The organism is Mycobacteriales bacterium, assembly GCA_035504215.1.
Classification (GTDB): domain Bacteria; phylum Actinomycetota; class Actinomycetes; order JAFAQI01; family JAFAQI01; genus DATAUK01.
The window spans coordinates 1-14462 of record DATJSI010000042.1; the positions used below are offsets into that span (position 1 = coordinate 1).

Here is a 14462-nt window from a genome sequence, read left to right on the forward strand (position 1 = left end):
ATCGTCGAGAGTGCCCACGGGCGCGACGCGCTGGTCGCCGTCACGAGCGACCTGCTGGCACTGACGCTGTTTCGTGCGCCGGGAGAGTGGGGTGCCGACATCGCGGTCGGGTCCGCCCAGCGCTTCGGCGTGCCGCTCGGCTTCGGCGGCCCGCACGCCGGATTCATGGCGGTCCGGTCCGGCCTCGAACGCGGCCTACCCGGCCGGCTGGTCGGGGTCAGCATCGATGCCGACGGCGCGCCGGCGTACAGGCTGGCGCTGCAGACCCGCGAGCAGCACATCCGGCGCGAGAAGGCGACCAGCAACATCTGTACGGCGCAGGTGCTGCTCGCCGTCATGGCGGCGGCGTATGCGTCCTACCACGGGCCCGAGGGTCTGACCGCGATCGCCGGACGCGTGCACCGCCATGCCACCGGCCTCGCCCGCGGCCTTCGCGGCGGCGGCGTCGAGCTGTCCGCCGAGGTGTTCTTCGACACGGTCACCGCCAGGGTGCCGGGTCGCGCCGACGAGATCGTCGGCGCCGCGCTCGATCGCGGCATCAACCTGCGCCGGGTCGATGCGGACTCGGTCGGCATCACGTGCGACGAGTGCACTACAGCCGCGCACGTGACGGCGGTTCTGGAGGCCTTCGGGATCGCGCCCTCCGACGATCAGAGCAGCGCCGACGACTCCATCCCCGGAGATCTGCGCCGGACCGGTGAGTTCCTGACCCACCCGGTCTTCCACGACCACCGGTCAGAGACCGAGATGATGCGCTACCTGCGTCGGCTGTCGGACCGCGACCTCGCCCTCGACCGCACGATGATCCCGCTCGGCTCCTGCACGATGAAGCTGAACGCGGCGGTCGAGATGGAGCCGATCACTTGGCCGGAGTTCGCCGGGATCCATCCGTTCGCCCCCCTCGATCAGGCGCGTGGCCACCTCGAGATCATCGCGGACCTCGAGACCTGGCTGGCCGAGATCACCGGGTACGACGCGGTCTCGCTGCAGCCCAACGCCGGCTCGCAGGGCGAGCTCGCAGGCCTGCTGGCTATCCGCGCCTACCACCGGGACCGCGGCGAGACGCACCGCAACGTCTGCCTGATCCCGTCCTCGGCGCACGGCACCAACGCCGCGAGCGCAACGATGGCCGGGATGCAGGTCGTCGTGGTCGCCTGCGACGAGGACGGCAACGTCAGCCTCGACGACCTGCGGGCGAAGATCGAGACGCATGCCGGCTCGCTCGCCGCGATCATGGTCACCTACCCGTCTACGCATGGCGTGTTCGAGCCGGGGATCACCGAGTTGTGCGCACTCGTGCACGAAGCGGGCGGGCAGGTCTACGTCGACGGCGCGAACCTCAACGCGCTTGTCGGGCTGGCCCGGCCAGGTCGATTCGGCGCCGATGTGTCTCATCTCAACCTGCACAAGACGTTCTGCATCCCGCACGGCGGTGGCGGCCCGGGCGTGGGACCGATCGGCGTGCGCGCGCATCTCTCGGCGTACCTGCCGAACCACCCGCTGGTGCCGGAAGCGGGTCCGGAGACGGGCATCGGACCGATCGCCGGCGCGCCCTGGGGATCGGCCGGCATCCTGCCGATCCCGTGGGCCTACATCCGGCTGATGGGGCCGGACGGGCTCACCGAGGCGACCAAGGTCGCGCTGCTGTCGGCGAACTACCTGGCCCGGCGGCTCGGTGAGCACTACCCGGTGCTCTATCGCGGGCCGAGCGGCTTGGTGGCCCACGAGTGCATCGTCGACGTGCGGCCGATCACGAAGGCGACCGGCGTGACGGTCGAGGACATCGCGAAACGGTTGATCGACTACGGCTTCCATGCGCCGACGATGTCGTTCCCGGTAGCCGGCACTTTGATGATCGAGCCGACCGAGTCGGAGAGCTTGGTCGAGCTCGACCGGTTCTGCGCGGCGATGATCGAGATCAAGGGCGAGATCGACCGGGTCGGGTCAGGGGAGTGGCCGGCCGAGGACAACCCCCTGCGGGGTGCGCCGCACACGGCGGCGTCATTGCTCGGCAAGTGGAGCTCGCCGTACGACCGGGAGCTGGCGGCCTATCCGACCTCAGACGTGCGCCAGGACAAGTACTGGCCGCCGGTGCGGCGGATCGACCAGGGATACGGCGATCGGCACCTGATGTGCAGCTGCCCGCCGGTGGAGGCCTACGCGGAGTAGGCGACGCGGTCGGTCAGGCGGCTGAGGCGCCGGCCAACGACAGACGCAGCCGCTGCGGCTCGATGGCCCGGCCGTCCGGCAGCAGGTCACCCTCGTCGTCGAAGCACACGACCCCGTTGCACAGCAGGCTCCAGCCCTGCTCCGGGTGGCTCGAGACCACGCGCGCAGCGTCGCGGTCGACCGCCTCGGAGGACGGGCACTGAGGGGTGTGCCGGCACATGATGTGCCTCCGGTTCGTCTTCATCACCGGCATCGGGCGATGCCGTCATTCACGATTCTCGGCGCGGATCCCGGGCCACCCGATAGGGAGTGTTGACCAACTGTGGATGACTAGTTGGGGGTGACCGGCTGTGCGCATGGCTCACCCGCCATTACTCCGTTTGCGACACTTCACCAGGTGAACACGTTAAGAACGCCAGAGGATCGGTTCGTCGCAACGACAGCGGCGTTCCCGTATGCGCCGCGCTACGTCGAGGTTTCCGACAGCGACGGGGGAGCGCTGCGGGTGGCGACGTACCAGGCCGGGCCCGGTGAGGGATCGGCGATCCTGCTCCTGCACGGCGAGCCGAGCTGGTCCTATCTCTACCGGCACGTCATGGCCCGGCTCGCCGAGCGCGGGCTGCACAGCGTCGCTGTCGATCTGGTCGGCTTCGGCCGCTCCGACAAGCCGGCCGAGGTGGCTGATCACAGCTACGCCCGGCACGTGGCCTGGGTGCGGGAAGCGGTAGCCGACCGGTTGGGCCTGACCGGTGTCACGCTCGTCGGGCAGGACTGGGGCGGCCTGATCGGGCTGCGGCTGGCCACCGAGAATCCCGGCCTGGTCGACCGCATCGTCGCGGCCAACACCGGTCTGCCGACCGGCGACCAGGCAATGCCGGAGGTGTGGCTGCGCTTCCGCGAGGCGGTCCGGACCGCGCCGGAGCTCGACGTCGGCCGCTTCGTCGGCTCCGGATGCAAGGCCGGTCTGAGCGATGCGGACCGGGCGGCGTACGACGCGCCCTTCCCGGACGAGGCGAGCAAGGCCGGCCCACGCGCGATGCCCGGCCTGGTGCCGACCACACCGGACGACCCCGCGTCGGAGGCGAACCGCACGGCGTGGCAGCGGCTGACCGCGTGGGACCGGCCGTTCTTGGTGGCGTTCAGCGACGGCGACCCGATCACGGGGGCGATGGCCGGGATCCTGCGGTCCGTCGTACCGGCGGCGGCCGCCGAGCCGGAGATCACCCTGACCGGCGGGCACTTCCTGCAAGAGGACTGCGGGCTCGAGCTCGCCGACGCGATCGCCGACTTCGTCCAACGACACGCTTAGCGGGGGACCTGCCCGGCGGGGGTTTCTGCCGGATCCATTCGATCTGACATAATGTCCATTATCGGCTATCCGTATTCTGGGGTCAGGAGCACTGCAACCGCATCGTGACCCACGACAGCGAACCCTCGAGCGGGCTCGCGCGTCTTAGATCACGAGGACCGAATAGTCGGTCCACGTGGTGGGAATCCACGAACTACCTGATGGCGTTGCAAGGGGTAAGCGCCGACAACGCCAGGAGGCGACATGGCTGAACGAGTTCTGCGCGGCAGCCGGCTCGGCACGACGAGCTACGAGACCGACCGCGACACGGACCTTGCGCCCCGCCGCGAGGTCGTCTTCGACTGCCCGAACGGCCACGAGACCCGACTTCCGATGGCCAGCGACGCCGAGGTCCCGGCGACTTGGGAGTGCCGCACCTGCGGCACCAGCGCCCAGCTGCGCGACGGCGAGGCCCCACCGGCTCGGACCGGCAAGCCGGCCCGGACCCACTGGGACATGCTGCTCGAGCGGCGTTCCCTCGACGACCTCGAGGACGTGCTCAACGAGCGACTGGCTGAGCTCCGGCCGCGCCCCCGTAAGTCTGCCTAACCTGTAGGTCGAGACTTTCCCCGGTCGACCTGCCCCGTCGGCGGATGAGGCCGGCGAGCAGCGCCAGCAGGCCGGCGACGCTCAGGATCCACTCCGGCCACGCGCCGACCCGGTCCGCGATGGTGAGCGGGTCGCGCAGCGGTAGCCGCCGGTCGAGGTAGGCCGGCTCGAACACACCGGTGCGGGCCAGCACCTGGCCGTTGGGAGCGATCATCGCGCTCACCCCGCTGGTTGCCGCGACCACGACCGCTCGGCCGTGCTCGACCGCACGGAGCCGGGCGATGGCCAGCTGCTGAGCGGTTTCCCCGCCGTACCCGCTGTCCCCCTTGTGCTCGTACGACGCGTTGTTGGTCTGGACGACGAGCAACCGCCCGCCGCCGGTGATGGCCTGGCGGACCACGGTGTCGTCGGCGATCTCGAAGCAGATCGTGTCACCGATGGTGGTCCCGCCGATCCGCAGGACGCCGGGGCGGTGCCCGGGGACGAAGTCCTTCGCGATCAGCTTGAACTTGGGGAACAGGCGGGTGAGCACCCCGCGGAACGGCAGGTACTCCCCGAACGGCACCAGGTGGCGCTTGACGTAGATCTGGCCGGGACCGGTCGTCGGAGACCAGACGATCCCCGCGTTCTGCACGTGGTTCGGCCCGGGCCCGTCGAGCACGGCGCCGACCAGCATCGGTACGCCGATCGCCGACGCCGCGGCTTCGATGTCCTGGCGGGACTGGGCGTCGACGCGCGGGTCGAGATCGTCGGAGTTCTCCGGCCAGACCACGAAGTCGGGCTTCGGGGCGGCGCCGGCCGCTACTCGCCGCGCCAGGAGCTCGGTCTCGGCTGCGTGGTTCGCGGTCACCGCGTGCCGTTGGGCGAAGGCGTCGAGCCCGAGCCGCGGGACGTTGCCCTGGATCGCGGCCACCACGACCGAGGACGGTGCTCCCCCTCGCGACGTGCCGCCGGTGGGCAGGCTGATCGCAAGCGGGCCGGCGACGACCAAGGCGACGGCGGCAACCGCTGCCAGCGTCCGTACCGACGGCCGCCGGGTCGCGGCGACGTAGGCGAGCGCTCCCCCGCCCAGGGCGACCGCGAAGGTGACCAGGGGTGCACCACCGATGGCCGCGAGGTGGACCAGCGGGCTGTTCGCCTGGCCGAAGGCGAGCCGGCCCCAGGGGAAGCCCTGCCACGGAACCCGGTCCCGCAGGAACTCCTGGCCGACCCACACCAGCGCGGACGTCAGCGGCCACCAGCGGCCCCGCAAGACCACACGTAGGGCGAGGGCGAGGCCGAGGAACCACAGCGACTCGATCGCAGCCAGCCCGAACCACGCGTCGAGACCGTAGCCGCGCAGGAAGCTCAGCAGCGGAACCCACAGGCCGAGCCCGAACAGGTAGCCCAGCACCGCCGTCCACCGCCGGCTGGCCGGTGCCCGGAGCACGAGCGCCAGGCCCGCGACGCCGACCAACCCCGCGGGCCAGAAGCCGAGCGGAGGGAAGGTGACCCAGACCGCCACGCCGGCCGCGACCGCAGCGCCGGCCCGGGCAAGGCGTCGGTTCACTGTCCTCGAACGGTATCAACCGGGAACTCTCGTTCAGGTCTCGGCGAGATCACGCCTCGGCCGCCGTTACGCCGCCGCGTCCCGAGCACGAGAAGGGCCCGGGTGCCCTTCGGACCGCTGGCGAGGCGACCGGCCGTCGTCCCGCCAGCGTTGTCTACTGGGCACCCGGGCCTCCCCGAGTAGCCGCACCTGCGCCCGGGTGCCGCGAGTCCGGCTTCAGTCGCCCGGCTGGACCTGGCACCCAGCCCGGCAGCGTCGCGGGTGCGCGCGACGCGCCGGCCGGCCAGCCGGTTCGACAGGAGTCGAACTGCGGACGCTCAGGCGTCCCTTTGGTGGACGGCAGGCAAACTAGCGACTTCCCCCGGGTGACTGTCAACCCGCTCCTGACCTGCGCAGACGTCGGGAAGGCCAGGTCAGGCCCATGATCGACGATCATGAACTCCCCCGCCGACTACCCGAATGGGCCAGTGCGCACTGGTCCTTCGCCGGGGACGCCCACAAACGCCTGCCGGCGCTGGCGGCTTTGGTCTCTACCTTCGGTCGAGGTCGAGGTCGACCGTGGCTAGATGTTCAGCGGTCGATCCTCGTACGGCGTCGACAGGACGACCGTGGTCCGGGTCGAGACGTTCGCGGCCGCGCGGATCTCCTGCAGCAGCAGCTCGAGGTCGGCCGGACCCGCCACCCGCACCTTGAGGATGTAGCTCTCCTCGCCGGCCACGCTGTGGCAGGCCTCGATCGCGCCGAGGTGGGCCAGCTTGTCCGGCGCATCGTCCGGCGCGCTCGGGTCGATCGGCTTGATCGACACGAACGCGGTCAGCGAGAGGCCGAGGGCGACCGGGTCGACGATCGTGCGGTAGCCCTCGATCACCCCGCGCTGCTCGAGCCGGCGGACCCGCTGATGCACAGCGGACACCGACAGCCCGGTCTCGCGAGAAAGGTCGGTGAAGCTGCGCCGGCCGTCTTCGCTCAGCAGCCGGACGATTGCTCGGTCGACGTCCTCCACGAACGCAAACCTTAGGGCATGGCCCGGACCGGGCCGCCAGAATTTCGGACGGGTACGGCGGGGTACGCCACGCTGCCCACCATCCTCGATCAGACGAGGATGAACGAGGCGCGCCCCGCCGACCTGTCCAGGACCGTGCGCATCGAGTGCTCCCGCCTTTGGGGCTTGTCGCCCACCCGGTCAGGCCGGTCTCGCCACTCACTCCCCGAGCAACCTAGGCGACCGTTTGTCTCCGTGCACCCGCCGCGCGTGGACGCGCCGGATGCCGGTGAGGGTCGCTCGGATCACCGTGTCCCGTGTGTCCCCAGCGGTTGCTGGCGACACCTACCGATTCGGTCGGTGCCCAGGGTGTCTTGAGTCGGCGCACGGGTGAGGGTCGGGTCAAGATCATTCTTGGCCCGGGGGTGTTCACCCGTTCGGCCCTGTCAGGCGCTCGCGGACGGTCGCGACGACCGCCACAGCACGGCTGCGGTCACCAGGCACAACACCGTGGCCGCGATCTCGACCGCGAGCGCCCAGTTGGAGTCGCTGGTCGTGTACGGGTCGTGCCAGCCAAACAGTCCGGCCGACCGGTAGTGCGAGATGAGGAAGCCGATGAACGTGCCCGCCATCAACCCTGCGCCGGCAAGGACGGTCAGGAGGTGCCGGGTCGCGACGATGGCGATGGCAACCACGAGGCAACCGATCACCTGGAGCAGGAACAGGTCGTTGATGTGCCCGACCGTCAGGTGCCGGTACGGCCCGCGCCAGAGGTGGAAGTGGATCTCCCCGGAGATCAAGATCAATACGGCGTCGGCGATGCACGGCGCCCACACGGCCAGGCCGCCGGAGGCCATCGTGCGGTGCCGGTGGGTGATCTCGGAAGACGTGGTCATGACGGGACTCCCTGGTTGGTGACGAAGGGCTGCACCCACTGCTGAACGAAGGTGTGCAGCAAGCGCGGTCGCTCCCCCGCCTGCTCGACAGGGATCGGCCGGCCCGACAGGCCGGTCGGCGTACCGATCCGTTCCGCGCTCGGGTCGATGGCGCGCCGCGACAACCGGTCCCAGACGGTGAGAACCGTGCCGAGGTTGATGTCGAGGCGGCCGGTTGGCGAGTGGTGGAGGCGGTGGTAGGCCGGGCTGACGAGCAGGGTGCCGAGCCGCCCGTAGGTCCAGCGGACGTTGGCGTGCGGCAGCGCGCCGAGACACGCGTAGGCGGTGAGGATGGCCGCCGGCGTCGCCCCGTTCGCGGCGAACGCGAGAACCGGAACCGCCGAGATGACGAAGCTCACGTGCACGAGCGGGTGGGTCCGGAACGTGCTGAGAATGCTCAGCTCCTCCTGCGAGTGGTGCACCGCATGCAGCCGCCACAGCGACGTCAGCTTGTGGTTGGCGAGGTGTGCGAGCCAGTCGACGGCGTCGATCGCAACGACCGCGAGCGCGACGTAGCACCATCGCGGGATCGCGTCATTGCGTGGCAGGACCAGCCATGGCGCAAGTCGTGCCAGGCTCGAGGAGAAGCCGGACCCGATCAGGATGATGACGGGTACGACGACCACTGCGTGCGCGATCAGATAGCCGACGTCGAGAACGTGACCGCGTGCGAACACCTTGTGCCGCTCGGCGGGAACGAGCTGCTCGATGAGGAAGACGACGAGCACGAAGCCGAGGACGACCGGCCCGGCCAGCTCGACCTGTCCGTCGTGGATGGACCGCAGCGGACCGTAGCCCTGCAGCGCCAGCCAGCCACGCCAGGCCAGCCACGCGGTGAGCGCTGTGATGGCAACGGTCGGGAGGACCACGCGGCGTTCGTTCACGCGAGGCAGGGCGGCGGTGATCGCCATGGCGCCATCCTCTCGCGGTCGAAGGCTGTTTCGGCTCTTCACCGGTTGACACGGACCGCCGGCATACCGCGGTTCAGCACGAGTGGGAGATATCAGCGAGTGAGGTGACGCCCGATCACCATGCGCTGGATCTGGTTGGTGCCTTCGAAGATCTGCATGACCTTCGCCTCGCGCATGTAGCGCTCGACCGGAAACTCGGTCGTATAGCCGTAGCCGCCGAACAACTGGACGGCGTCGATCGTGGTCTTCATTGCCATGTCGGTCGCGAACAGCTTGGCCATCGATGCCTGCGAGCCGAACGGCTGCCCGCGGTCACGGCGCCGGGCGGCGGCGAGGTAGGTCGACCGCGCAGCCTCGATGCCGGTAGCCATGTCGGCGAGGATGAAGCTGACGCCCTGGAAGTTCACCACCGGCTGACCGAACTGTTCGCGTTCCGTGACCCAGCCGATCGCCGCATCGAGTGCCGCTTGCGCGACGCCAGTAGCGATTGCGGCGATCCCGAGCCGGCCACTGTCGAGCGCCGACAGCGCAATCCGCAGGCCCGCGCCGTCCGCCCCGATCAGCCGGTCCGGCTCGACGAGCACGTCGTCGAAGGCGACCGAGGCGGTCGGAGATGACGAGAGACCCATCTTGCGTTCGGGCTGCTGCGGACTCACGCCGGGCGCGTCACTCGGCACCAGGAATGCCGAGATGCCCTGTTGACGGTCCTCCGACGTCCGGCAGAACGCCAGGTAGTAGTCGGCGACTCCACCGTGAGTGACCCATGCCTTGGTCCCGGACAGCAGGTAGCCACCGTCGACCGATCCGGCCCGGGTCTGCAGCGACGCGGCGTCGGAGCCGGACTGCGCCTCGGACAGGCAGTACGCACCGAGCAGCTCGCCGCCCACCATGTCGGGCAGCCACCGCTTGCGTTGCTCCTCCGTGCCGAACTGCGCGAGCGGATAACAGGACATGGTGTGAACGCTCACCGCCAGAGCGACGGCGGCCCAGCTCGCGGCGAGCTCCTCGAGCACCTGGAGGTAGACCTCATACGGTTGCTCGCCGCCGCCGTACTCCTCCGGATAGGGCAGCCCGAGCAGCCCGGCTCGTCCGAGCAGCCGCACGAGTTCGCGCGGGAACTCCTTACGCGCCTCGAAGTCGGCGGCGTTCGGTGCGAGTTCCGTCCGCGCGAGCTCGCGGACCAGGTCGAGCAGGTCTCCCGCCTCGTCGGTGGGCAGGGCGCGCTCGACGGCCATGAAGCCGCTCAGCCGTCCAGTACGACGAGGTCGCGGTCGATCGTGTCGAGCCGCTCAACACCGTCGTCTGTGACCACGACGATGTCCTCGATCCGAGCCCCGTGGTGGCCGGGCGAGTAGATGCCTGGCTCGATCGAGAAGCACATGCCGGGCTCGAGGATCGTGTCGTTGCCGGAGACGATGTAGGGATCCTCGTGCTCCTCAAGCCCGATGCCGTGACCGGTGCGATGGATGAACAGCTCGCCGTACCCGGCCGCGGCGATGACGTCGCGTGCGGCGGCGTCGACCGACTCCGCCGAAACCCCTGGGCGCACGCTCGCGCAGGAAGCGAGCTGCGCTTCATGAAGCACCGTATAGTAGTCGGCGAACTCACTCGGCGCTTTGCCGCCGGCGAGATACGTGCGGGTGCAGTCCGAGCAGTAACCGTCGGGCATTGCGCCGCCGATGTCGACGACGACCGGATCGCCCTGTTCGATCACGCGTTCTGAGAGTTGGTGATGCGGGCTCGCACCGTTCGGGCCGGAGCCGACGATCACGAAGTTCACTGTCTCGTGTCCTTCGGCGATAATCGCGTCGGCGATGTCGCGGCCGACCTCGGCCTCGGTGCGGCCGGGACGAAGCCACTCCCCCATCCGCTGATGCACGCGGTCGATGGCCTGGCCGGCGCGGCGTAGCGCATCGACCTCGTCGGACCGCTTGCGGACTCGCAACCGGCGGGTCACGACGCCGGCGAGGACCTGCTCGGCCTGCGGCATCGCGTCCCGGAACCGCAGGACCTGCTCGGCCCACATCCGGTCGGCCAGCCCGATCGTCCCGGCCGGCCGGCCGACGGCGTCGGCGATCAGCCGCGCCACCATCCTGAAGGCGTCGTCGGTTTCCTCGTGGCTCTCGATCTTCACCGCCTCACCGGCACCACTCGCTATCGCGGCCGCGTGTTCGAGCCGAGGCACGATCAGGACCGGGTCGCCGGTGGCCGGAACGACGAGGCAGGTCAGCCGCTCGAGCGGAAGAGCCGCGTAGCCGGTCAGATAGCGCAGATCCGCGCCGGACGTGAGAAGCAGGGCGTCGATCCCGGCGTCGGCGGTCGCCGTCGCAGCCGCTGCGAGGCGCGCTGCGTGTGCGGTCGTCGAGGTGGTCACGAGGCCAGGTTAACCGCACTCACCCCGCGCTCAGAACCCGCCGGGATCGACAGCTCCGACATGACCGAGCCCACTGAACAGCCCTCGGAGCGGATCGACCACCGTGACGTCGTCGGGAGCTCAGGGAGCTCGAGCACGTCGGCCATGCCCTGACAATGCCGTCCCGGCGCCCGCGTCGCAACCGGGGGCTAGGTTGACGGTCGACATGCTGCTGCTCCTCGACACCGCGTCGCTGTACTTCCGCGCGTTCTACGGCGTCCCGGACACCTTCCGCTCGCCGGACGGTCAGCCGGTCAATGCGATACGCGGGCTGCTCGACTACATCGCCCGGCTGGTGGAGGACCGCCGCCCCACCCAACTGGTGGCGGCGATGGACGAGTCCTGGCGGCCGTCATGGCGGGTCGAGAAGGTGCCGTCGTACAAGACCCATCGGGTTGCGCCCGACAGTGACGGGATCGAGGAGGCGGTGCCCGACGAGCTCAGCCCGCAGGTGCCCGTGATCTGCGAGGTGCTGGACGCGATCGGTATCGCGCGGGTCGGAGCGCCCGACTACGAAGCCGACGACGTCATCGGAACGCTCGCCAAGCAGGCCGACGGCCCGGTCGAGATCGTGACCGGCGACCGTGACCTGTTCCAGCTGGTCGACGACCGCGTCCCGATCCGCGTGGTCTACGTCGCGAAGGGGGTCAACAACCGCGAGATCGTCGACGAGGCCGAGGTGACCCGCCGTTACGGCATCCCAGGTCGCGCCTACGCGGACTTCGCCACATTGCGCGGCGACCCGTCCGACGGGCTGCCCGGGGTTCCCGGCGTCGGCGAGAAGACGGCGGCCGCACTGATCAACCGATTCGGCACGATCGACGCCGTCGTCGAAGCCGCGGCGGGCGACGGCGAGGGCTTCCCGAAAGGAAGCCAGGCCAAGGTGCTCGGGGCGTTGGACTATCTGGCCGGTGCGATCGACGTGGTGAGGGTTGCGACCGATGCACCGGTGCCGCGGGTCGATGACCTCCTGCCGCACGTACCCAAGGACCCGGACCGGCTCGACGAGCTCGCCGAACGCTGGGGCATCGCCAGTCCGGTACGACGGGTGGTGCAGACGCTGGCTCAGGCCACCGAGGAGTAGTCGACGACGCCGCGCCGCAACGCCTCGACGCTGCGCCGCGCGGTGCGCCCGACCGGCGAGTCCTCGGCGGAAGCGACCGCGATCTGGTCGAGCAGGTCGATGATCTGCTTCACCACACGGACGAAGTCGCCCGGAGCCATCGCGGTGTCGAGCAGCACCGCGTCGAGCGCGTGACCCCGCGCCCACCGCCACGCCAGCCAGGCGAAACCGGGATCCGGCTCGCGCAGGAAGTCGACACCGACATCGGTCTCGACGCCGTGCAGCTCTTCCCAGCACCGGTTGAGCGCCTTCAGGGCCTCTCGACAGCGCCCGGGCGGAAGCTTCGGCGCGGGCTCGTCATCGCGTCGCGCCTCGTACACGAGCGCCGAGACCACGGCGGCGAGCTCGGCCGGGTCCAGGCCGTCCCATGCGCCCACCCGCAGCGACTCGGCGATCACCAGGTCGGACTCGGAGTAGAGCCGGGCGAGCGAGCGGCCGGCCGGGGTGATCGCGTCGTTGTCGAGGTAGCGCAGTCGCTCGAGCACGTCGCAGACGCGGTCAAAGGTCCGACCGAGGGTGCCGGTCCGGCTCGCCACGCGACGCTCGAGGGCCTCGGTGTCCCGGCGCAGCCGGTCGTAGCGCTCGGCCCAACGGGCATGGTGCTCGCGATCGGCGCAGCCGTGGCAGGGATGCCGTCGGATCGCGGCCCGCAACCGCGCGATCTCGAGGTCGTCAGCCGCGGCCGCACGCTGCTTGCCGCCGGGCGGGCGTTCGATGCCGAGGTTGCGCAGACTCGACACCAGGTCGCGACGCTCCTGCGGCGAGCGCGCGTTGAACCGCCTCGGCACCTTCACCCTTCCGAGCGCCTCGATCGGAGCGTTGAAGTCGCCGGCGGCCAACCGCTTCAGTTGCCGGTCCACGGTCACGACGGTCGGCCGCGGCGGCCCGGAGGCCCCTGTGTCCGGATCGATGATGATCGCGAGGCCGGTACGCCGACCGCCGGGCAGGTCGATCACGTCACCGACGGTCAGCGCCTCCAGCGACGCGACCGTCTCGTCGCGACGTCGCGCGGAGCGCTCGCGCGAGAGGTCGGCCTCACGGTCCGACAGCGCCCGGCGCAGCTCGGCGTACTCCGCGAAGTCGCCGAGATGGCAGGCCATCGACTCCGCGTAGCCGTCGAGTGCCTCGTGGTTGCGGCTGACCTGGCGCGAGAGCCCGACGACGGCGCGATCGGCTTGGAACTGCGCGAAGGACGACTCGAGCAGCTCTCGCGACGCCGCCCGCCCGATGTCGGACACCAGGTTGACGGCCATGTTGTACGACGGCCGGAAGCTCGACCGCAGCGGGTAGGTACGGGTCGAGGCAAGGCTGGCGACGTGCCGAGGGTCGAGCCCGCCGGTCCACAGGACGACCCCGTGCCCTTCGATGTCGATGCCGCGCCGACCGGCCCGCCCGGTCAGCTGGGTGTACTCACCCGGAGTGAGGTCGACGTGCGCCTCTCCGTTCCACTTGACCAGCGACTCGAGCATCACGCTGCGAGCCGGCATGTTGATGCCGAGCGCAAGCGTCTCGGTCGCGAAGACGACCTGGACGAGGCCCTCGACGAACAGCTCCTCGACGACCTCTTTGAAGACCGGCAGCATGCCGGCGTGATGGGCCGCGACGCCGCGCTCGAGGCCGTGCAGGAACTCGGCGTATCCCAGGACGGTCAGGTCCTCTTCGGGGATCTGCGAGGTACGCCGCTCGACGATCGAGCGAATCCGTGGTCGGTCTTCCGGATTGGTCAGCCACAACCCGGAGTGCAGGCACTGCCGTACGGCGGCGTCGCACCCGGCCCGGCTGAAGATGAAGACGATCGCGGGCAGCAAGCCGGCATGGTCGAGAGTGCTCACCGCGTCCGGCCGGCTAGGAGCCTCGATCCGGCCTCGCGAGCGCCGGCCGCCGCGCTGCGGGCGCCGATCCCCACGGACCCGCGCGTGCCGCAGCTCGTCGGCGGCCAGCCGGGTCAGGTATGGGTTCACGGTCGGCTGGCCCGCCCCCGGTCCGGGTTCGGCTCCCGGCTCGTCGACGAACAGGTCGTGCAGCCGGCTCCCGACCAGCACCGACTGCCAGAGCGGCACCGGGCGGTGCTCCTCGACGATCACGGTCGTGTCGCCGCGGACCGCCTGGAGCCATTCGCCGAACTCCTCGGCGTTGCTGACCGTCGCCGACAGCGAGACCAGGGTCACTGCCGGCGGAAGGTGAATGATTACCTCTTCCCAGACCGCACCGCGGAAGCGATCGGCCAGGTAGTGCACCTCGTCCATCACCACCGACGACAGGCCGGCGAGTGTGGGCGACCCGGCGTACAGCATGTTCCGCAGCACCTCGGTCGTCATGACGACGACGTCCGCCGAGCCGTTGATCGAGTTGTCGCCGGTCAGCAGGCCGACCCGCGCAGGCCCGTAGCGCTCGACCAGATCGTGGTACTTCTGGTTCGACAGCGCCTTGATCGGCGTGGTGTAAAAGCATTTCCCGCCGGCGCGAAGCGCGAGATGGACGGC

General features: G+C 70.1%; 12 protein-coding genes. 4 read left to right on the forward strand and 8 right to left on the reverse strand.

Features of this window, described 5'->3' with window-relative positions; translation table 11 throughout:
- Window positions 1-2169, forward strand: a 2169-nt coding sequence (gcvP, locus tag VME70_04875; protein HTW19533.1) for an aminomethyl-transferring glycine dehydrogenase, incomplete at its 5' end; no start/stop codon positions are given.
- Window positions 2170-2182: 13 nt separating this feature from the next.
- Here the strand turns inward: gcvP and VME70_04880 are convergent.
- Entirely contained in the window at window positions 2183-2422 is a 240-nt protein-coding gene (locus VME70_04880) for a DUF5999 family protein (GenBank protein ID HTW19534.1), read from the reverse strand.
- 144 nt (window positions 2423-2566) lie between these two features.
- Between VME70_04880 and VME70_04885 the strand changes: the two genes are divergently transcribed.
- Together VME70_04885 and VME70_04890 are read left to right on the forward strand one after the other, a co-directional pair.
- On the forward strand, window positions 2567-3478 hold the full coding sequence (locus VME70_04885; protein ID HTW19535.1) for a haloalkane dehalogenase: 912 nt from the start codon (window positions 2567-2569) through the stop codon (window positions 3476-3478).
- A 243-nt stretch (window positions 3479-3721) separates the two neighbouring features.
- On the forward strand, window positions 3722-4066 hold the full coding sequence (locus VME70_04890; GenBank protein ID HTW19536.1) for an RNA polymerase-binding protein RbpA: 345 nt from the start codon (window positions 3722-3724) through the stop codon (window positions 4064-4066).
- Here the strand turns inward: VME70_04890 and lnt are convergent.
- The 6 genes from lnt to VME70_04920 form a co-directional block, all read right to left on the reverse strand.
- Window positions 4017-5615 (reverse strand): apolipoprotein N-acyltransferase, encoded by a 1599-nt coding sequence (gene lnt, locus VME70_04895; protein ID HTW19537.1) that lies wholly within the window; start codon window positions 5613-5615, stop codon window positions 4017-4019. The two genes, VME70_04890 and lnt, sit on opposite strands and share 50 nt — an antisense overlap.
- Before the next feature lie 562 nt (window positions 5616-6177).
- The gene (locus VME70_04900) at window positions 6178-6618 is read right to left on the reverse strand and encodes an Lrp/AsnC family transcriptional regulator (GenBank protein HTW19538.1); all 441 of its coding nucleotides are present in this window, start codon (window positions 6616-6618) and stop codon (window positions 6178-6180) included.
- Window positions 6619-7043: 425 nt separating this feature from the next.
- Window positions 7044-7493 (reverse strand): hypothetical protein, encoded by a 450-nt coding sequence (locus tag VME70_04905; GenBank protein ID HTW19539.1) that lies wholly within the window; start codon window positions 7491-7493, stop codon window positions 7044-7046.
- Entirely contained in the window at window positions 7490-8443 is a 954-nt protein-coding gene (locus VME70_04910) for a sterol desaturase family protein (GenBank protein ID HTW19540.1), read from the reverse strand. Before VME70_04910 ends, VME70_04905 begins: the two co-directional genes overlap by 4 nt.
- Before the next feature lie 92 nt (window positions 8444-8535).
- On the reverse strand, window positions 8536-9678 hold the full coding sequence (locus tag VME70_04915) for an acyl-CoA dehydrogenase family protein (GenBank protein HTW19541.1): 1143 nt from the start codon (window positions 9676-9678) through the stop codon (window positions 8536-8538).
- Window positions 9679-9686: 8 nt separating this feature from the next.
- Window positions 9687-10817, reverse strand: a complete 1131-nt coding sequence (locus VME70_04920; protein HTW19542.1) for a Xaa-Pro peptidase family protein — start codon at window positions 10815-10817, stop codon at window positions 9687-9689.
- Between the two features lie 205 nt (window positions 10818-11022).
- Between VME70_04920 and VME70_04925 the strand changes: the two genes are divergently transcribed.
- Window positions 11023-11940, forward strand: a complete 918-nt coding sequence (locus tag VME70_04925) for a 5'-3' exonuclease H3TH domain-containing protein (protein ID HTW19543.1) — start codon at window positions 11023-11025, stop codon at window positions 11938-11940.
- On the opposite strand, the gene VME70_04930 is transcribed toward VME70_04925, so the two are convergent.
- Window positions 11922-14462 (reverse strand): DEAD/DEAH box helicase (locus tag VME70_04930; protein HTW19544.1); only part of this gene is annotated, 2541 nt, incomplete at its 5' end. The genes VME70_04925 and VME70_04930 overlap by 19 nt on opposite strands.